Annotated in this window: 20 protein-coding genes and 2 pseudogenes; 7 read left to right on the top strand and 15 right to left on the bottom strand. The window is 69.8% G+C overall.

The window, feature by feature from the left end:
- Positions 1 to 72: 72 nt before the first annotated feature.
- On the top strand, positions 73 to 888 hold the full coding sequence (locus BCD48_RS19440; protein ID WP_083418895.1) for an SDR family NAD(P)-dependent oxidoreductase: 816 nt from the start codon (positions 73 to 75) through the stop codon (positions 886 to 888).
- A 73-nt stretch (positions 889 to 961) separates the two neighbouring features.
- Here the strand turns inward: BCD48_RS19440 and BCD48_RS19435 are convergent, their stop codons facing one another.
- From BCD48_RS19435 to BCD48_RS19415, 7 genes and pseudogenes are all read right to left on the bottom strand, one after another.
- A complete protein-coding gene (locus tag BCD48_RS19435; RefSeq protein WP_071049891.1) occupies positions 962 to 1,948 on the bottom strand; it encodes an alpha/beta hydrolase in 987 nt (328 codons plus the stop codon).
- 136 nt (positions 1,949 to 2,084) lie between these two features.
- On the bottom strand, positions 2,085 to 2,771 hold the full coding sequence (locus BCD48_RS19430) for a CoA transferase (protein ID WP_071049858.1): 687 nt from the start codon (positions 2,769 to 2,771) through the stop codon (positions 2,085 to 2,087).
- Positions 2,772 to 2,774: 3 nt separating this feature from the next.
- Positions 2,775 to 3,119, bottom strand: a complete 345-nt coding sequence (locus tag BCD48_RS46745) for an amidohydrolase family protein (RefSeq protein ID WP_491677149.1) — start codon at positions 3,117 to 3,119, stop codon at positions 2,775 to 2,777.
- Between the two features lie 2 nt (positions 3,120 to 3,121).
- Positions 3,122 to 3,184: pseudogene (locus tag BCD48_RS56730) on the bottom strand (hypothetical protein); the annotation flags it as partial.
- Positions 3,185 to 3,332: 148 nt separating this feature from the next.
- Entirely contained in the window at positions 3,333 to 3,944 is a 612-nt protein-coding gene (locus BCD48_RS19425; protein ID WP_131804055.1) for a winged helix DNA-binding protein, read from the bottom strand.
- 239 nt (positions 3,945 to 4,183) lie between these two features.
- A complete protein-coding gene (locus BCD48_RS19420; protein WP_071049856.1) occupies positions 4,184 to 5,182 on the bottom strand; it encodes an LLM class flavin-dependent oxidoreductase in 999 nt (332 codons plus the stop codon).
- A gap of 22 nt (positions 5,183 to 5,204) precedes the next feature.
- Entirely contained in the window at positions 5,205 to 6,005 is an 801-nt protein-coding gene (locus BCD48_RS19415) for an SDR family NAD(P)-dependent oxidoreductase (protein WP_241841859.1), read from the bottom strand.
- 129 nt (positions 6,006 to 6,134) lie between these two features.
- On the opposite strand from BCD48_RS19415, the gene BCD48_RS19410 reads away from it, so the two are divergent.
- From BCD48_RS19410 to BCD48_RS19400, 3 genes are all read left to right on the top strand, one after another.
- Positions 6,135 to 6,776 carry a TetR/AcrR family transcriptional regulator gene (locus BCD48_RS19410; RefSeq protein WP_071049854.1) on the top strand — a complete coding sequence of 214 codons (642 nt, stop codon included), beginning with the start codon at positions 6,135 to 6,137 and terminating at the stop codon, positions 6,774 to 6,776.
- A 452-nt stretch (positions 6,777 to 7,228) separates the two neighbouring features.
- The gene (locus BCD48_RS19405; RefSeq protein WP_131804054.1) at positions 7,229 to 7,840 is read left to right on the top strand and encodes a hypothetical protein; all 612 of its coding nucleotides are present in this window, start codon (positions 7,229 to 7,231) and stop codon (positions 7,838 to 7,840) included.
- A gap of 92 nt (positions 7,841 to 7,932) precedes the next feature.
- Positions 7,933 to 8,214, top strand: a complete 282-nt coding sequence (locus BCD48_RS19400; protein ID WP_071049852.1) for an ABC transporter permease — start codon at positions 7,933 to 7,935, stop codon at positions 8,212 to 8,214.
- Positions 8,215 to 8,542: 328 nt separating this feature from the next.
- Here the strand turns inward: BCD48_RS19400 and BCD48_RS51410 are convergent, their stop codons facing one another.
- Positions 8,543 to 9,061 (bottom strand): hypothetical protein, encoded by a 519-nt coding sequence (locus BCD48_RS51410; protein WP_071049851.1) that lies wholly within the window; start codon positions 9,059 to 9,061, stop codon positions 8,543 to 8,545.
- Between BCD48_RS51410 and BCD48_RS51405 the strand changes: the two genes are divergently transcribed.
- Positions 8,987 to 9,535, top strand: coding sequence for a CHAT domain-containing protein (locus BCD48_RS51405; RefSeq protein WP_157910533.1), 549 nt, complete (start codon positions 8,987 to 8,989; stop codon positions 9,533 to 9,535). The genes BCD48_RS51410 and BCD48_RS51405 overlap by 75 nt on opposite strands.
- Positions 9,536 to 9,607: 72 nt before the next feature.
- Here the strand turns inward: BCD48_RS51405 and BCD48_RS19385 are convergent, their stop codons facing one another.
- Entirely contained in the window at positions 9,608 to 9,874 is a 267-nt protein-coding gene (locus BCD48_RS19385) for a hypothetical protein (protein WP_071049849.1), read from the bottom strand.
- 53 nt (positions 9,875 to 9,927) lie between these two features.
- Here BCD48_RS19385 and BCD48_RS19380 point away from each other — a divergent pair, with 53 nt between their 5' ends.
- Together BCD48_RS19380 and BCD48_RS19375 are read left to right on the top strand one after the other, a co-directional pair.
- A complete protein-coding gene (locus tag BCD48_RS19380; protein ID WP_071049848.1) occupies positions 9,928 to 10,278 on the top strand; it encodes an ArsR/SmtB family transcription factor in 351 nt (116 codons plus the stop codon).
- Positions 10,278 to 10,556, top strand: coding sequence for a hypothetical protein (locus tag BCD48_RS19375; RefSeq protein WP_071049847.1), 279 nt, complete (start codon positions 10,278 to 10,280; stop codon positions 10,554 to 10,556). Before BCD48_RS19380 ends, BCD48_RS19375 begins: the two co-directional genes overlap by 1 nt.
- 320 nt (positions 10,557 to 10,876) lie before the next feature.
- Here BCD48_RS19375 and BCD48_RS19370 read toward each other — a convergent pair whose 3' ends face one another.
- The 6 genes and pseudogenes from BCD48_RS19370 to BCD48_RS19355 all read right to left on the bottom strand — a co-directional run.
- Positions 10,877 to 14,380 carry an FHA domain-containing protein gene (locus BCD48_RS19370; RefSeq protein WP_071049846.1) on the bottom strand — a complete coding sequence of 1,168 codons (3,504 nt, stop codon included), beginning with the start codon at positions 14,378 to 14,380 and terminating at the stop codon, positions 10,877 to 10,879.
- Positions 14,381 to 14,563: 183 nt separating this feature from the next.
- Positions 14,564 to 14,752 carry a hypothetical protein gene (locus BCD48_RS19365; protein ID WP_071049845.1) on the bottom strand — a complete coding sequence of 63 codons (189 nt, stop codon included), beginning with the start codon at positions 14,750 to 14,752 and terminating at the stop codon, positions 14,564 to 14,566.
- A complete protein-coding gene (locus BCD48_RS51400) occupies positions 14,749 to 14,910 on the bottom strand; it encodes a hypothetical protein (protein ID WP_157910532.1) in 162 nt (53 codons plus the stop codon). The genes BCD48_RS19365 and BCD48_RS51400 overlap by 4 nt, the downstream gene beginning before the upstream one ends.
- Before the next feature lie 74 nt (positions 14,911 to 14,984).
- Positions 14,985 to 15,140 (bottom strand): hypothetical protein, encoded by a 156-nt coding sequence (locus BCD48_RS51395; protein ID WP_157910531.1) that lies wholly within the window; start codon positions 15,138 to 15,140, stop codon positions 14,985 to 14,987.
- 159 nt (positions 15,141 to 15,299) lie between these two features.
- The gene (locus tag BCD48_RS19360; RefSeq protein ID WP_071049844.1) at positions 15,300 to 16,703 is read right to left on the bottom strand and encodes a hypothetical protein; all 1,404 of its coding nucleotides are present in this window, start codon (positions 16,701 to 16,703) and stop codon (positions 15,300 to 15,302) included.
- Positions 16,704 to 16,983: 280 nt separating this feature from the next.
- A pseudogene (locus tag BCD48_RS19355) lies at positions 16,984 to 17,292 on the bottom strand (toll/interleukin-1 receptor domain-containing protein); the annotation flags it as partial.

Genomic DNA, 17,292 nt, shown 5'->3' with positions numbered 1-17,292 from the left:
GGAAGAGTCGCCGGCCGGGCCCCCGACGCCCCCGGGTCGCCCGCCGGCCACCACCGCCCAGGGAGGCCGGGAATGAGCAAGCCGTTGGCCGGACAGCACGCCATCGTGATCGGCGGTGGCAGCGGCATCGGCCTGGGCTCCGCCCGTCTGCTCGTGCGGGACGGAGCCCAGGTCACGATCGTCGGTCGAACCGAGTCCAAGCTCGTCGGCGCCGCGAAGACGCTGGCCGAGGAGGGGCTCACAGTCGCCCACCACGTCGCCGATGCCCTCGACGGCACCCAGGTTCGGGAAGCGGTCGATGCGGCCTCCGACGACGGCAGGCTGCACATCGCCGTCGTCGTCCCCGGCGGCGGCGGCATCTGGCCGGTGCTGCTGTACGGCGACGACCAGTTCAGCCAGGAGATCGACCGCAACGTCCGCCCGGTCTACCTGCTGCTCAAGTACGCCGGGCAGGCGATGGTGCGCGCCGGCGGCGGCTCGTTCGTCGCGATCTCCTCGACCGCGGCAACCCTCTCCACCCGGTACATCGCGTCCTACGCCGCCGGCAAGGCGGCGGTGGACCAGCTGGTCAGGGTCGCCGCCGACGAACTCGGCCGGCTCAACATCCGGGTCAACGCGGTCCGCCCGGGAATGACCCGAACCCCGACCACCGCCAAGGCCCTCACGAACCAGGCGATGATGGCCCAGTTCCTGGCCAACCAGGCCCTCAACCGGCACGGCGAGGTCGAGGACCAGGCCCAGGCCGTCCGCTACCTCGCCGGACCCGAGTCCTCCTGGGTGACCGGACAACTGCTTACCGTGGACGGTGGCAACACCCTACGCGCGTTCGTCGACTACGCCGCCCTGCTCGACCTCCCCGACCAGGGCGACGCGGCGAACTTCCGCTGACGGCGTCATTGCTCGAGCCGCTGAGGGTGGCGACCGTGTGGGTCCGGCTTTCCAGAAGGAGGCCGGACCGCCGTCACGCCAGCCTGCCCCAGTGGAGGTCGACGAAGCGGCGCACCTCACGGTCGAGGTCCCGGTCCTCGGGCGCGGCTCCGTGGAAGGCGGCGTGCGGCGCGGCCTCGAGCACGTGCAGCTCGGCCGGCACGCCCGCCGCTCGCAGGGCCCGGTGCATGCGCACCGTGTTCGACAGAAACAGGTCGCGTGTCCCGCTGGCGAGCAGCGTGGGTGGAAAGCCCTTGGCGAAGTCGCCGAACAAGGGCGACAGGTAGGGGTCGGCGAGATCGTGCCCGCCGGCATAGAGAAGGTTGGCGGGCATCAGACTGCGAGGCAGGACGGTGTCGACGCCGAGGTTGGTCTGGAAGGTGTCTCCCGACTCGGTGAGGTCGACTTCCGGCGTGTTCAGCACCGCGGCCGCCGGTAACGGCAGTCCCTCGTCGCGCGCTCTCAGGATGAGCGCGGCGGCCAGGTTGCCGCCGGCCGACGCCCCACCCACGATGATCTCATCCGGCCGATGCTCTTCCAGGAGCGCGCGGTAGGCGGCGACGCAGTCGTCCAGCGGCGCCGGGTACGGGTGGTCGGGTGGCATCCGGTAGTCGACCGCCCAGACGGGTGCGCCGACGCGCGCGGCGGTACCGGCACCCATGACCCGGCAGCACTCACCACCGCCCATAATCAGGGCACCGCCGTGAACGTCGAGGAATACGCGCCGGTCGTCGACGGGCACGTCCTGGGGCCTGATCGTGTAGACCCGAACCCCGGCGACCTCGATCTCCTCCACGTCGGACGGGAGTCCCGACGCCCGCCCGAGCAGCATGGACAGGACCGCCTCGTCCGCGGCTTTGATCATCGCCCGCCATGCGTCGGCGTCATCCAGGGCGGGGTACTCGCGTGTCTCCGTCCGCCCCATAGCCAGCATGGCCCGCGCCTGGGGGCTCACCGACCGCGGAACCGGGATCTCACGCGCCGGCACCGCGAGCGCCGGCAGGTCGTCGGATATGGCCATGGTCGGTTCTCCTCGCAGTCGGGCCGCCACGTCGAGGTCGGGGCGGAACAGCTGGTAGATCGTGTCGCTGAAGATCAGGTTGGTGGCGACGGAGCGGGGAGGGGCCGGGACCAACATCGCCGCGCGGGTCCAGCCATCACGTCAGACACCAGCCGGCCGTTCGCTGATCAGCATTCTCTCGCGCAATCTGTCGATCTCGTCGGCCATGAAACCCAGCAGGTCGCCATAGACCTCGTCGTTGTGCTGGCCGAAGGTGGGCGCCACGCAGCGCGGCGAGGCCGACGACGGCGGCATAGGCGCCGGACGCCCACTCACCGAGCCGGCCGCCGGCCTGCATCGGCGGACCGGCGGGCTCACCGCGCCACGCGATCGACCCGCACAGCGCCTGTAAGAGGAACTCGCTCGCCGGGCGGTGCTCGTCCGGCCACGGTCCAACGAGCCCCCAGGGGCTGATCGCGAGCACGACGGCGCGCGGGCTGTCCGCCGCCAGCTGGCGTACGAAGGCGGGGCCGGGGCCGGCGGGCTGCGCGGCCAGGTCGCCGCCGACGACGATGACGTCGGCGGCGGCGGCGAGCGCCCGGCCGCGCGGGCTGTCGATGCCGGCGGCGACGGAGCGTTTCGACGTGTTCAGGAATCTGAAGAGCGCCCCGTCGCCGTCAGCATGCACGCCGGACGCCGACCAGGACCGGGTCGGGTCGCCGCCTGGGCCTTCGAGCTTGACAACGTCGGCGCCGGCGTCGGCGAACAGCTTGCCGCAGTAAGGCCCGGCGATCCCTGTCGCCAGTTCCAGGACGCGGACGTCATCGAGGGGGTATGAGGCCATCGGTCAGGCCCGCCCGGCGTGAGAGGTCATCCGTTTCCAGGCGGCAAGGTCGCGCTCGTCCGCGGCCCGGCCGACGCGGGTGACAACGTCGACGTCGGTCGCCCCGGCACGCAGCGCCCCCGAGGTGCACTGCTCTCGGGGCCGGGTCGCGAACGGGTCGAACTGGTAATGGCGTAACGCGTTCTCATAGGTGATCTTGTTGATGGTGTCGTCGGGGAGGTGGCCGAGGTTGGCGATGACGTCCTCGGGGGCGTTCGGCCAGCTGGAGTCGGAGTGCGGGAAGTCGGACTCCCAGCAGACGTTGTCGAGCTCGAACCAGTCGAGGAGCCGCCTTCCCCAGGCTTGCAGAACCCGAACGCCTCGAGCTGGCGGATGACCTCGAAGGAGAACGGGTCGTAGAGCTCGGCGACGTCGACATCCGCGCGAGCGAGCCCGGCGGTGGCGAACGCCCGGTCAGCGGCGCGGGCGCCGACGGGCTTGGCGGGTGTTGTGCAGGCCGACGATCGTCGCGCGCCCGGCCGGGCCCATGGGTGTCCTCATCTCCCGGCCGCGAGGCCGCGATCAGTGCCTCGGCGTGGTAGCGGGCTCCGGCAGCGTGGGCACCGTCTTCGCGCGGACGGCGTGCTCGACGCGGTCGGCGAACGCGGCGAAGGCTGCGGCAACGAGCCGCAGGTCGACCGTGTCACCCTCCGGGGTGCCGCCCGGGGCGTCCAGGCAGTCGGCGAACGTCGCGGAGATCTCGGCGAGCTGGCGGTGGACCAATGCGGCGCCGGCGTCGGTGAGTTCCACGATCGTGGCCCGCCGGTCGGCGGGGTGGCCGTGGCGGCGGATCGCGGCGCGCAGCTCGAGGCGCTGCAGCGCGCGGGCGGTGCCGCTCTGGGACAGGCCGACGTCGTGGGCGAGCGCCCCGGGCGATGCGCGGAACGGCTCGCCGCGAAACCACAGTGCCGCGAGGATCGCGAAATCCGAGGTGTCGATCCCGACGGCGGCCAGCCCCGGCTCCGAGAGGGCGCGCAGCGCGCGGCCAGCGCGGGCGACGAACATCCACAGCGCGACCAGCTCCGGCGGCCCGTCGAGTGCGGCGCCGGCCCGGCGCAGGACCGCGTCGAGCCCGGCCCAGCCGCCGGGCTGCTCACCGTCGCCGCCCGCCGGGGGCGAAAGTTGCATGCGCACGGTTCAGTATCTCCGCCTCCACCCGCAGTCCCCGTCGGCCGCGCCTCCGCGCGCTCGCCGGTCCAGGTGTCCCAGTGTACGAGAAGCGTGCGCATGCATCTATCTCGGCAGGTCGCTATCGGAAGGCGGGACGAGACCGCATTCGTAGCAGAGGATGACGGAGCATCCTGGTTGCCGGCGCAGACCACTGCGACGGCCGGCCGCAACAGTCCTGGTGTGGTCGCCAAGGGGCCGGCGGCTCACGTTTTCGTTGTCTGGGCAAATGCCTGTAGCTCGTCGGGGATGTTGGGACCGACCGGCATGTAGACCACCTCGGTCACGCCCGCATCACCGGCCTCGTCGAGGCGGGCCGCGATCGTGGCGGCGTCGCCGGTCCACCCCGAGCCCAGGATCGCCGGACCAGCCGCGTCGACCAGCGGGCGGTCCCGCTCGGTCACCGTGCACAGATGACCCTGGTGGGCAGCGAGGTGACGCTCCCGCGCCGGGCGCTCGGCCTCGAGGCGAGCCAGCCATTCGGCACCGCCCGGCTTGCCGGGCAGGGCCTGTGGGGCGTAGTGCCAGGCGTAGTGGAAGCTGGTGGCGTAGCAGGGGCCGGCCGCCTCGATCAGCCGGTGGCTGGTGTGGTCCTCGCCCGGTCGGATCACGGTGCCGAACATGAGCAGGGCACAGTTGTTCCAGCCTCGGTCCTGCTCACTGGGGACTTCCGAGACGATGACGCCGTCGGCCAGGTCCCGCGCCACCGCGAATCCCTTGGGGCCGCCCGGCGCCACCCAGATCGGCACCTCGACCGGCCGCGGCGCCCCATATCCCGGGGCATGCATCATCTGACAGGCGCCGCCGTCGACGTCGACGACCTCGCCGGCCAGCAGGCCGCGCACCTGCCGGGTGTAGGCGGCCAGGTCGGCCCATCTCATCGGCTTCTGCCCCATGGTCATGCGGCCCGTCCAGCCGGTACCGAATGCCACCACCAGCCGGCCGGGCGAGATTTCCTCGACCGTGCTGATCGCCGCGGCCGTGACCATCGGATGACGCAGACTCGGGACCGCGACCCCGGTGCCAAGGCCGATCCGGGTGGTCTGCGCGGCGAGCCGGCCGAGCGCCATCCAGATGTCGCCGTACAGGGCCGGGGAATCGTACAGCCAGATCCGCCGGTACCCGAGTTCCTCGGCGGCCGTCGCGTACTCGACGACCCGGGAGCTCGGCGGGAACGCGCAGGATAATGCAGGTCGAACAGTCATCGCTCTTGTGTCCCCCTCAATCTCAGGAACCCTGGGCCTGCCGGGCGACCGGTTCCCAGTCCGCCCAGGTCTTCAGCCGCTGCTCATAGATGTACTTGACGACCTGGGCGGGCTGGCTACCGAACAGGACCCGCAGCGGAGGGTTCTCCGCGTCGACGACCTTCAGCAGCGCCGCCGCGGCGGCAGCGGGGTCGCCGACCTCGGCCTGACCATTCATCGCCACCATGGCCTGGCGCATCTGGTCGTACACGGGATCCGGGGTGGCATGAGCGGCGGACGAGCCGGCCCAGTCGGTCCCGAAAAGGCCGGGCTCGACGAGGGTCACCGCGATCCCAAAGCTCGCGACCTCCTGAGCCAGCGCCTCGCTGAGCCCCTCCAGCGCCCACTTGGACGCGTTGTAGCCGCCTAGAGTCGGAAACGCCGCGAGGCCACTGACCGAGGAGATCTGCACGATGTGACCGGAACCCTGCTCCCGCAGATAAGGAAGCACGGCCTGGGTCACCCACAGCGCGCCGAAGAAGTTCGTTTCCAATTGGCCGCGAATAGCCTGCTCGTCGAGTTCCTCCACGGCGCCGACCAGGCCGTACCCAGCGTTGTTGACGACGATGTCGAGACGTCCGAAATGGGCGTACGCGGCCTTCACGGCCGCACCCACCGCTTCCTTGTCGGTCACGTCGAGCCGCAGCGGCAGGATCGCCTCGCTGTTGGCCTCGACCAGGTCCGCCAGGCTGCCCAGGCCGCGGGCGGTCGCCGCGACGCGGTCGCCGCGAGCGAGCGCGGCCGCGACGAACGAACGACCGAAGCCGCGGGACGACCCCGTCACGAACCACACCCTGCTGTCTGCCGCCATCAGGCCGCTCCTGCCGTCGCCGGTCGCATGATGTATCCACGAGCACCATACGCCTAACCTGGCACCCGGTGACAGTTTTGACGTTGGGTTACACTGTAGATCATGGAGGAGCTCTCGCCTGGCCTGCGGGAACGCACCCGCCGGGCGGTGCAGGCCGATCTGATGTCCATCGCGATGCGGCTCTTCGTGGAACGCGGCTACGACGGCACGAGTGTTGAGGAGATCGCAACGGAGGCAGGGATCTCCAAGCGCAGCTTCTTCCGCTACTTCGGGTCGAAGGAAGACGTAGTCCTGGGCAACCTCGAGTACGGCGGTCAGCAACTCGCCTCCGCCCTCGCCGAGCGCCCCGACGACGAGCCAGCCTGGACAGCCCTGCGTCGTGCCTTCGAGGTCATCGCGAAACACAACGACCACGACCCCACCGGCACGCTGGCTGTCCTGCGGATGCTGCGGGACACGCCGAGCCTGAAGGCCCGTCATCTGGAAAAGCAGTCCCGCTGGCGGGAGCTGCTCGCTCCTCATCTGGCGCCCCGGCTGCCACCACGTCCACCCACCGCGGCCTCCGACAGTGCCGATCCACGCGCGGTCGCGATCGCCGGCGCCGCGCTCGCCTGCCTGGACGCCGCCCAGACGGTATGGGTCGCTGCCGAGGGCCGGGTCCGGCTCGCGAACCTCCTTGACGAGTCGATGGGGGCAGTTGGCGTGCTCCCCTCCGTCCCGGCGCCCGGCCAGCTCGCCGTCTAGAGGGCCAAAGGGTGTGCGAAAATGATCTTCCTTCGCACGCCCGGCGGCCGTTGTCCCCAGGATCACTAGAGGGCCAAAGGGCGTGCGAAAATGATCTTCCTTCGCACGCCCGGCGGCCGTTGTCCCCAGGATCACTAGAGGGCCAAAGGGTGTGCGAAAATGATCTTCCTTCGCACGCGCGGCGGCCGTTGTCCCCAGGATCACTGGCGGAGTCCCGATTTTCGGTGAACCCCCGAGTAAGCCTGGCGGCGGGAGGGATGGCCGCAGGCAAAGAACGGCCGCGGCCCGCGGCGCCTCAATGATGGCGTTTCAGGCGAGGTCACCGGGGAAGGAGGACTCTGGCGTTTTCAGGGGACTGACGTCAACCCAGTCCGCCCAGCGGCCTTCGACTCGGCGTCCTCATCTACGTTTGGTGTGGGCGCCTGTGGCCCGAGAGACCAAGGGAGTTGATCATGCCTGTCTCCGTGGAATACCGCCAGGAAGTACTGAAGAAGGTGCGCGAAACGCACGGGTCCACAGCGAAGCCCCGAGAAGAGGCGGTCGATCTCGATCGGGAGCTGGCAAGCCTCTACTCGACACTTGGTCTGGCGTGGCTGGCTCAGAGTCAGTACGACAGCGGAAGTCCGTTCCGTGGCTACCTCTACAACGTCGGTTTCGACACCTACGTCACCAATGATGGAGTATGGCTGTACTCGAGCTCCGCCACCACGGACGGTGCCCTGCTGTGGACTTTGCAGAAAAACGGCCAGAATCTATATCTCAGCACTTTCGTGGACGGCACGCAGATGTACTTCAACTGGCGGAACTCCACGGGAGCATGCAAGCTCTACCCCACCTACGATCCAATCACTGTCAACAGGTGGATAAGCGACAATATATTTATGATGCTCAATCCGAGCGTCAATGAGCAGATAGGGACATGGTCGCCCTCCGACAACGAGCTGTACAACAGAGCCAACGTCGTGAACACGGACTTCAGGTTCTCCTACATCCCCCAGGAGTCACTCTCGGCCGACGACCGGCTGATCTATGACACCTACCTCAAGGAGAATTCGAGCGGATGACGCCGCCTGCATTGCGCTCCGAAGGCCCGCCATAAGCTGTACCGTGCCAGAAATCAGTTTCGTGCCCGAGGTGGCCCCGAGCGCGCGGCGAGGTGGGGCTTCGCCGCGCGCTCGGGGCCACCCGCGGCGACATCCGCAACCAGTTCCTGACCGAGGCGCTGCTGCTGTCCACGCTCGGGGGGATCGCGGGACTCGTCCTCGGCGTCGGCGTCACCACCTGCTACGCGACCCTCCAGAGTTGGCCCACCGTCGTCCCGCCCTGGACGATGCTCCTCGCCCTCGGGGCCACCCTCGCCATCGGCGGTGTCGCCGGCCTGTACCCCGCCACGCGCGCCTCCCACCTCCAGCCCACCGAAGCCCTCACCGCGCCCTGACCCAGCCGCTCGTCTGGAGATCCCCTGAAACACGAGGTCGAGGGCACGAGAGGAAGGTGACGATGCCAGAACGTACTGGGAAGTCACATGACGTCTCACCATCGGTTGAGGTCGCGCGGGTCGATCGTCCGCCCGCCGCGGAAGCTTGCGGGCCTTGACCATGGTCACTCCGGCATGATCGTCAATCCGTTTCTCGCCGACGACAGCCCGGGCTGGAGGCCCTCGTCAACCGGGGATCACCGACAAGCGACAAGGCACCGTGACCTGCGATCCGTACCGTCACGTGGTTTGTCGGAACAGTCGCGCGTAGGCGAGGTTGTTTCGGAGGTCAGGCGGTGGCGGGGGACCGGCTTCCGAGGAGGCTGGTGAGCGCCCTGCCGGTTTCGCGGGAGAGCGGGCCGGTGTGGGTCAGGCCGAGACCGTGCGCGAGGGCGACCGTGTGGAGCCGGACAGTCGCCTCCAGGAGGAGCGCGTAGGTGTCGGTTGCCGCGCGTCCGCGGTGGTGCGCGGTGGCGACGACGGCGATCACGATGAGCAGACCGGGCCACCACACCGCCGCGACCACGACGTAGAGCAGGCCCCAGCCTGCCAGGGTGGTGGCGCGGTCGATCGTCTCACGTGCGTTGGTGATCTCGAGGCGGGCGGCGTCGGGCACGGTGAGCCACAGGTATGGCCAGATGGTGGCGAGGTCAAGGTCGAGCTCGTGATCCAGCCTGGTGGCGACGGCGTTCTCTTCGAACGGACCGGGTCCGGGGAACATCTCGACGCCGCCGTGGAAGCTCTCCGTCAGGCGGTTACGGCGACGCCCGCGTGCCATGGCGCCAGCGACCCCGTCGACCCGGCACACAGCCGCCTTCTCCTTAGCGACCACCAGACCGCGCCGTTGACCGTGGCTGGACTCGCCTCGGCCCGGGTGACCCGGGCCGACCTCGCCTACCTGTCCGCGTGCGCCACCGCCAGCATGAGCGTGGTCACCCTCGGCACGGTGGAGCTCGACGAACCGACGCGGAATGCCCTGCCCGACCTGGCCTCGACGATCGCCGCCCTCAACCGCAATGCCGCGCTCCTCGATGAGGCCATCCACCTCACGACGGCTTTCCAAGCGATCGGTTACCGGCATGTCGTCGGCACGCTGTGGGAGATCAACGACGTCATAGCTGTGAAGATCGCCGAGGAGTTCTACACCGCCCTGCGCACCGAAGCCGGCGCCTTGGACACAGACCGGTCCGCCGCGGCGTTGCACGGCGCTGCCCGGGCCTTGCGCGACCGATTGCCCCGCACGCCCTCGTTGTGGGCCGCCTATATCCACAGCGGAGCGTGAGCCAGTGGCAATACCTTGTCGCGCCCACGCCTGACGAGACCGTCGCGCGCCCGGAGGTGGCGCCTGCTCGCCTTACCTGTGGGCGGCCCGGTCGGAGTTGGAGTCGAGGCCGGCGACGAACTCCTCGACGACGGTCGTCTTTGTGCGCAGGGTCGCAAGCTTGTCCTCCGCCGGCGCGATCCAGGTCTGGAGCGCCTTGTGGAGCTCGTTGCGCCGGTCCTGGGGGAGTCCTTGATCGGACAGGTCGTCGCGGAGCGTGAGCAGTGATCGCAGCTCGTCCAGTGTGGCGCACCCGCGGGCCCACCCACTCCGCCATCTTTTGTCAGTGCCATCGGACACATGATGTGCTATCTTTTCACCTGTCACAGATCCCTTACAGGTGAAGGAGGGGTATGACGGAGGCCCGGCCGACCGGCGACGAGCTGGTCGAGATGCTGGCAGCCCTGGCCAACCCGCTGCGGCTGCGCATCGTCGCCACGCTGGCCACCGGCCGTGACTACGTGAGCCACCTGGCTCGGGTGATCGGCGTGAGCAGGCCGCTCATGCACATGCACCTGCAGCGCCTGGAGGCTGCCGGCCTGATCGTCGGCAGCCTGGAGCTCTCGGAAGACGGCAAAGCCATGAAGTACTACGAGGTCACCGATTTCGACCTGCGCCTGACCGCGCCCGCGCTGGCCCTTGCGGCACGCAGCCTGACCAGCCATGACCCGGACAAGGGTCACGCACCCAAGGAGATTTCCTGATGTACGTCGCCGATGACTTCAGCGCGGGTGAGGGGATTGCCGCCCTCGCGTTTTTTCTCGCCATCGCAGCCGTGACCATCGCGGTCCTCTGGTTCACCTTCGACTACCGCAAGACGAAGCTCCGGACCGCGCAGACGGAGGACCTGCGGCAGCTCGTCCAGCGGTTCGAGCAGCTCGCCGAGAACACGATGGACGCCCAGCAGCGGGTGGCCACCGACGTCGCCGAGCTCCGGGGCCGTACTGCCTCCATCGAGAAGATCCTGAGGTCCGTCGAATGAGCGGGGACGCCACCACAGGCACGAGTGCCGCGGCGGGCACCACATGAAAGCGTTCGTCTTCCGCGGGTACGGCTCGCCCGACGACCTGGAGCTGGCCGAGGTCGACAAGCCCGAGCCGGGCGACGGCGAGGTGCTGCTCCGGGTGCGGGCGGTCGCCGTCAACCCCTACGACTGGCACTCCCTGCGGGGCCAGCCGTACCTCGCCCGCCTGCTACCCGCGGTCCGACCGCCATTGAACTCGGCGGGCCCGCGTCCGGTCGAGCAGCGCGTGTCCATTGAGCCGACCGAGCACCCTTGTGGCCCGAGCTGGCGGAGCCGGGTCAGCGCCCGCGGGCGCGGGCAGAGCCGCGCTGGGCGCTCTGGGGGTCGAGGCGGCGCAGCAGCCGGGCGGCGACCACCGCGCAGAGGAGGCCGATGACGGCGACGACGCCGAGGTCGATGAGATAGGTCGCCGCCGTGTGTTTCCACAGCGGGTCGACCGGGATTCCGGGTGCGAACCGCTCGTCGCCAATCCGCTGGACCGTGATGAGGTCGATCACCGAGGCGGAGGCGCTGTACCCCCAGCGGGCGGGGAAGAGCCAGGAGATCTGTTCCAGGCCGGCCTTTCCCGCCAGCGGCATCATCGCGCCCATGAACACCAGTTGCGCCATCGAGACCACGACGAGCGGCGGCAGCGTCTTGTCCGCGTTGTCGACCAGCGCGGACACGACGAGGCCCATCATCGCGGAGGCGATCGCGGTGGCCGCCACCGCGATCGTGAGCTCCAGCAGCGGCATACCGGTGAGGACGCCGTCACCCGAGATCTTCATGCCCGTCAGGCCGACCATGGTGAGCACGACGCTCTGCACCGTCGTGATCATCCCGAGCACCGCGACCTTGGACCCAAGGTAGGCCGCCGTGGACAAGCCGATGCCGCGTTCTCGGCGGTAGATCTCGCGTTCCTTGACGAGCTCCCGGATCGAGTTGGACATCCCCATGAAACAGGCCATAAGGATGAGGATCAGCAGGATCGACGACGCAGCGGTGTTCGCCTCCTCCGGGTTGGTCGACGCGGCCAGGCCGTAGTTCGACGGCAGCGTCCGCGGTATCAGGCCAAGCACGATCGGATACGCGACCAGCAGCCGCAGATAGGCCGGATCCGAGGCGATGACCCGCAGATATCGACGGCTCAGCGTCAGCGCCTGGGAAAGCACCGACTGCTGGCGGATGTTCTCCAACGGTGCCGGCCGCGGCTTGGGCACGCTCGCCGAGCCCCGGATGAAGTGCTTCGAGTTCCGGTACCGGTGGGCGAGCCTGACCGCGCTCTTCGGGTTCTTGAGCAGTTGGAAGGCGTCCGACCAGCTGCCGCGGCGGAAGAACTCGAGCGCGTGCGCCGGGGGACCGAAGTAGGCGACGTGACCGCCCCTGGCGAGCACCAGCAGATAGTCGCAAAGGTCGAGGTTCGCGACGCTGTGGGTGACGACGACCACCGTCCGGCCACCGTCGGCGAGACGGCGCAGCGACTCCATGACCTCCTTGTCGAGGCCGGGGTCAAGGCCCGACGTGGGCTCGTCGAGGTAAAGCAAGGTCGGCTGGGTGAGCAGCTCCAGCGCGACGCTGGTCCGCTTGCGCTGGCCACCGGAGAGCTTCGAGACCTTCAGCCCAGGTAGGTCGACGCCCCCGGGCACCTCGTCGTCGAGGTCGTCGAGGTCGTCGAGGCCGTCCGCCGGATCGTCGAGGTCGTCGAGGTCCTCGTCGCCGGGGCCGCCAGCGCCGGCTGGACGGCGGCGGCGACGGGCGGCGTCATCGGGATCCCGGCTGGATCGCTCCGCCCGCGCCTCGCCCGTCCGGTTGGTGAGGCCGAGTTCGAGGAGGACCTCGTCAACGCGCCTGGCGCGTTCCTCCTTGGTGGTCTCGGCCGGGAAGCGCAGCTGGGCGCCGTACTCGAGGGCCTGTCGGACGGTGAGGGCGGTGTGCAGGATGTCGTCCTGCGGGACGTAGCCGATCCTGCGGCGCAGCTCGTCGTACTCGGCGTAGAGGTCGCGGCCGGAGTAGCGGACGGTTCCGACGTCGGCCGGGCGGAAGCCGGTCAGGGCGCCCAGCAGCGTCGACTTGCCGGCGCCGCTCGGACCGATCACACCCAGCAGGGCACGCCCGGGCAGGCGGAAGGTGACGTCGTGCAGCAGCCGGGTCTCGCCGACGTCGACGCACAGCCCGTCCACCTGGAAGGTCACGTCACCGTGATCGAGGTACTCGACCAGCCGTGTGGGCACCGCGTTCTTCTCCGCCGAGGCGGCGCCAGTGTGGAAGACGTGGTGCCCGATCGAGAAGAAGTCCCCGGTCCGCAGGCGTGCCCGGTCGATCCGGCGGCCGTTGACGAACGTGCCGTTCGCCGAGCCCAGGTCGATGATCTCGACACCCTCGGCGTCGACGAACAGCGCCGCGTGCTCCCGCGAAGTCAGCAGGTCCCCGACGACGACGTCGCTCGACAGCGCCCGTCCGATCACCGTCCGGCCCGGCCGCAGCGTGTGGATGCGGCCGAGCCCCGCGGCGGTATCCGGCGCGCCGCCCTCGGCCGGGGGCATCCGGGGCCCCGATCCAGAACGTGCCTTCTTGGGCAACAGCGTTGGGCGCTCGTGATGGCGCTTGACCTCGGAAGGGACGACCGCGCCCGGCGCGGATGACGCTCCAGCCGGCCTGTCCGCGCGATGCGCGGAGTCGCCCATGGCCGGGCTGTCCCCGTGCCGCCGCGCCGGCGCCGCGGCCCGGTCGTCCGGGCGTCGGGTAGATGGCGTCGGGTTCCGGCCGGCGACGGCGGACGCCCCGGCAGCCGGGTCGGCGGCGTGCGGCGCCCTGCCTGTCAGGTCCGGCCGATCTATGACGAGGGTCCCCAGTGGGTCCAAGGAGTCCGGAGCGGACGGCCAGGGCAGGTACTGATCGTGTCGATCGTGCTGATCCCGCGGCCCGGTGGGGGGCGCCGCGGGTGGTGGCGGTTCCCAGGATCCAGCTGGGACCGAGATCGCCGGTGGGTCCCAGGAACTGACCGGGACGGACGGCGCCGGGTCCGGCGAGACCTGTTCGGCCGGGAAACCAGTGGGGGGAGGGAGTGCCTCGGTGTCCCAGGAAGCGGTGTCCCGGGAAGCGGCGTGGGTGGACGTCGCCCGCGGGTTCCCAGATGACCCGGGGTTAGGCGCGGGCTGGGCGGCGTCCCACGGGCTGGAGGGCGGCACGGCCGTCCGGGCGTCCCAGGGGTCGACAGGGAGCGGCGCGGCCGGCGGCTCCCAGGAACTGGTGGGGGGCGAGTACGCCTGCGGGTCCCAGCGCCCGATCGGGATCGACGAGACCGGTGGCTCCCAGGTTCCAACAGGCGTCGACGCGGCGGGCTGGTTCCAAGGCCCGGCGGAGTCCCAGTGCTCCGCCTGCCGCCCCCAGGGGCCGGCCTGCGGCTGCTCCAACAAGTCGTCGGGCTGGGACCGCTGTTCGGCGGGCTCGTCGACCGCGGTGACGGACACCGCCAGTGCCGACGAATGCGGGCCGGCCGGACCGGCCGTCGGATGCGGCACCAGGGTGAGCATCGGGCCGTCCGGCGCGCCGAGCCGCAGGTGCGACTCCTCGTGGATCAGGACCCGTCCGACCCGCCAGCCGTTCTGCCAGGTGCCGAAGGTGCTGACGTCGACCGCGGTCCAGCCCTCGGGGGTCGGCTCGATGAGCAGATGGCGCCGGGAGACCCGGTCGTCCGCCAGCAGGGGGTCACCGCCAGTTGTCCGCCCGATGACGCACGACTGGCCCGCCGGAACGACAGCCACAACCTCGTGCCCACTGCGGACGGTCAGCCCGGCTGACATCGTTACCCCCGCTTCCATGACCCCCCTGTGTGATGGCTTTCACAGACGTGAGAGCACGCGTATTGCGCGGAGGCTGTCCGCGGAGAAACTGTCTATCTGCCGACAATCGGCCGTCATTGTGAACCGCCGAGTAATCGTGACGCGTACGCCCGTGACCGGCGTGCTCATACGTGCCCGCTGGCCTCAGCCGCTGTGAGCCTGACGGACCGCGTGGAGCGGCACCTGTTCCAAGAACAGCCTTTTCAGCAGGATGACGCCCGAGTTGGGCTGGTCCTCGGTGGTGAGCACCGGCAGAGCATAACCCGGCATATAAGCGACCTGAAGCGACGGTTGGACGGTGCCGACGGAGGTCAGCAGGGTCGGGCAGATCATGTGGCTTCCCGTGGCACCACGGATGCCCGCTGCGGGAGGCCGACCTTGTAGCCATCGGCCCGGTCGCCGTCGAGGGATTCCTCAGGGTTATGGAGACGCTGCTGCCCGTCAACGGGGCCGACCCGGTGACTCGGGTTCGCGATTTCGGTGAGGTCCATGGTGCTCGCCTTTGGCTGGTGGGCCGCGGGTGGCCGGGTCCCAGGTCAGGCCTTGGCCAGGCTGAGCAGGCGCTTCAACTGAAGCCGGTGCCGGGATCGGCGGCCTTCGCGAGGATCCCGAGGTCGCGTAGCCGGGTGAGGGCGTCGGCGATCAGTGCTTTCCAGGCCGTGAACGTTCCGAAGAGCGCCGCGCGGGACGGCTCGTCGGCGTCGGACAGCTCGATGGACATCGACCCCAGGGCGCAGCCGTATGAACCATCCTGCAGAGAGTTGGCCTGGTCGGCCTGCGTCGCTCGCGCGACGCAGGCCGACCAGGCTGCGCACGTCGCGCAGGCGTCGAGGTCGGTCGAGGCGTGGGACGGCGGAGAGACCGTCCCTTTCCCGCGGGGTCAGGCGAGCGGCATGACCCGCACGATCCGGATGGAGGTGGTGGAGGTGCCGGCGGCGGGGAAGGCGACGCTGCCGTCGGTGTAGTCCTTGGCCTCGACGTAGGTGTGGTCCGGCGCGGCGATCGTGAACTGGCCGCCCACGGCTTTGCCGGTGGTGGAGTCGTACACCTGGGCGGCGATCGAGGTTCCGGACTTCCAGGTCAGGAGCATCTTGGCCGGGCCGTAGGCGGCCAGGTGTGAGTGTTGGGTCTTGTCGGCGGTCAGGACCGTCTGGTCGGACGCGCCGGTGGAGAAGTGCTCCAGCTTCGTCTGGTTGCCGTTGCTCCAGGCCGTCCAGTAGCCCTGGGTACCGGCCAGCACGATGTTGCCGCCGAACAGGGTCCCGTCACAGACTCCGGCCGCGACGGTCTGGCCGGTGGCAGGGCGGGCGATGCGGCACTTGTTGTCCGTGGCGCAGACCATCGCGAAGTGGCCGGTCCGGGCGTCCCAGACGATGTGGGAGTCCCAGGCGTGGCTGCAGCCCCAGGCGAAACTGTCGTGCCCGGAGACCGGGGAGCCGGTGGTGGCGTTGACCACCTGCATCCGGTCACCTTCGTGGATGTCGACGCAGCTGCCGTTGGCCACGGTGATCGCGGCCTCGAAGTAGGCGGCGTAGTTGGTGCCGTCGTATGCCAGGGTGCCGTGGTGGTTGTACCACCACACGAAAAGAGCCCCGGGATCGTAGCCGCCGAGGCTGCCGCTCAGGTTGGTGACCTGCTGCTCCCACACCTGCCGGCCGGAGTTGTCGAAGCGGACCATCCACATGGTCTTGGTCGGGCTGGAGGTTCCGCCGCACAGCTTCCCGCTGCCCTGCGGGCCGGGACGGGTCAGCAGGACCACCACACCCTGCGCATCGGCCTTGATGTCCTGCAGGTCGACCCCGTCCACGGACGTGGGAGTACCGACCAACTGGTCACCGCAGTCGAGCCTGCCCAGGTGGACCTTGGAGTCGGTGCCCAGCCAGGCCAGCCACGACCCCCCGCCCGGTGCCGCGGCGATCGCGGTCGGCAACGGGTCGGTGTCGCCCTGCGGCGCGAAGCTGACCACCTGGGACCCCAGGCTGACCTCGGTGATCCTCGCCGTCGGCGAGGCGCCCGCCGTCCGACCGCAGTCACTGGACGCCGGTCCGGACGGGGTCGCGGTGGGCGGGGGTGTCGTGGTCGCCGCCGGGGTGGCGGACGGCGACGACGGTGTGGTGGTCGGTGGGACCGACGGAGAGGTGGTCGGCCGGACCGATGGCGAGGCGGTCGGGGTGCCCGCTGTGCCGCCTCCGCCGCCCGGGAATCCGGCGGGTACACAGCCGGCGATCGCGGCGACGGCGACCACCGCCAGAGCCGCGGTCCGCGCTGTTCGTCTCAGGGTCATGTATGGCTCCGTCGAATTGGGTCCCCTCCCCATAGGGAAGTCGTTCCGCGACCGCGAATGGTTGCCGATCCGCGGAGATTGTCCAGTTTGGTGGCGTCCATGAACTGGGTGATCGACTTTGCCGAGGCGCTGGCGCGGCTCCATGCCGCCACCGGAGCCGAGGACGCAGGCGTCCTGTCCGCCGGGTCCGGCCCGACCCACGACGTTGACTTCGTTCCTCGGCGACATACCCAGCCTGCTGGGAGCCCGGAGGTGAGATCCCCTCGGGCGACGCGACCGTTCAGGGTTCGTAGCCGATTGTCCAGAGACGCGTGGTCTTGTCGGCGGAGCTGGTGGCGAGGAGGGTTCCGTCAGGGGAGAACACGACTGGCCCGACGGCGCCGGTGTGGCCGGTGAGGGTTGTTCGGAGGGTGCCGCTCGTGGTGTCCCAGACTCGCGCGGTCTTGTCCCAGGAGCTGGTGGCGAGGAGGGTTCCGCCAGGGGAGAACACGACCGCGTGTACCCAGTCGGTGTGGCCGGTGAGGGTCGTTCGGAGGGTGCCGCTGGTGGTGTCCCAGACTCGCGCGGTCCGGTCGCGGGAGCTGGTGGC

Origin of the sequence: Pseudofrankia coriaricola, assembly GCF_001854805.1 — a bacterium.
Taxonomy (GTDB): domain Bacteria; phylum Actinomycetota; class Actinomycetes; order Frankiales; family Frankiaceae; genus Pseudofrankia.
This window is presented reverse-complemented; position numbering and strand designations above follow the sequence as displayed.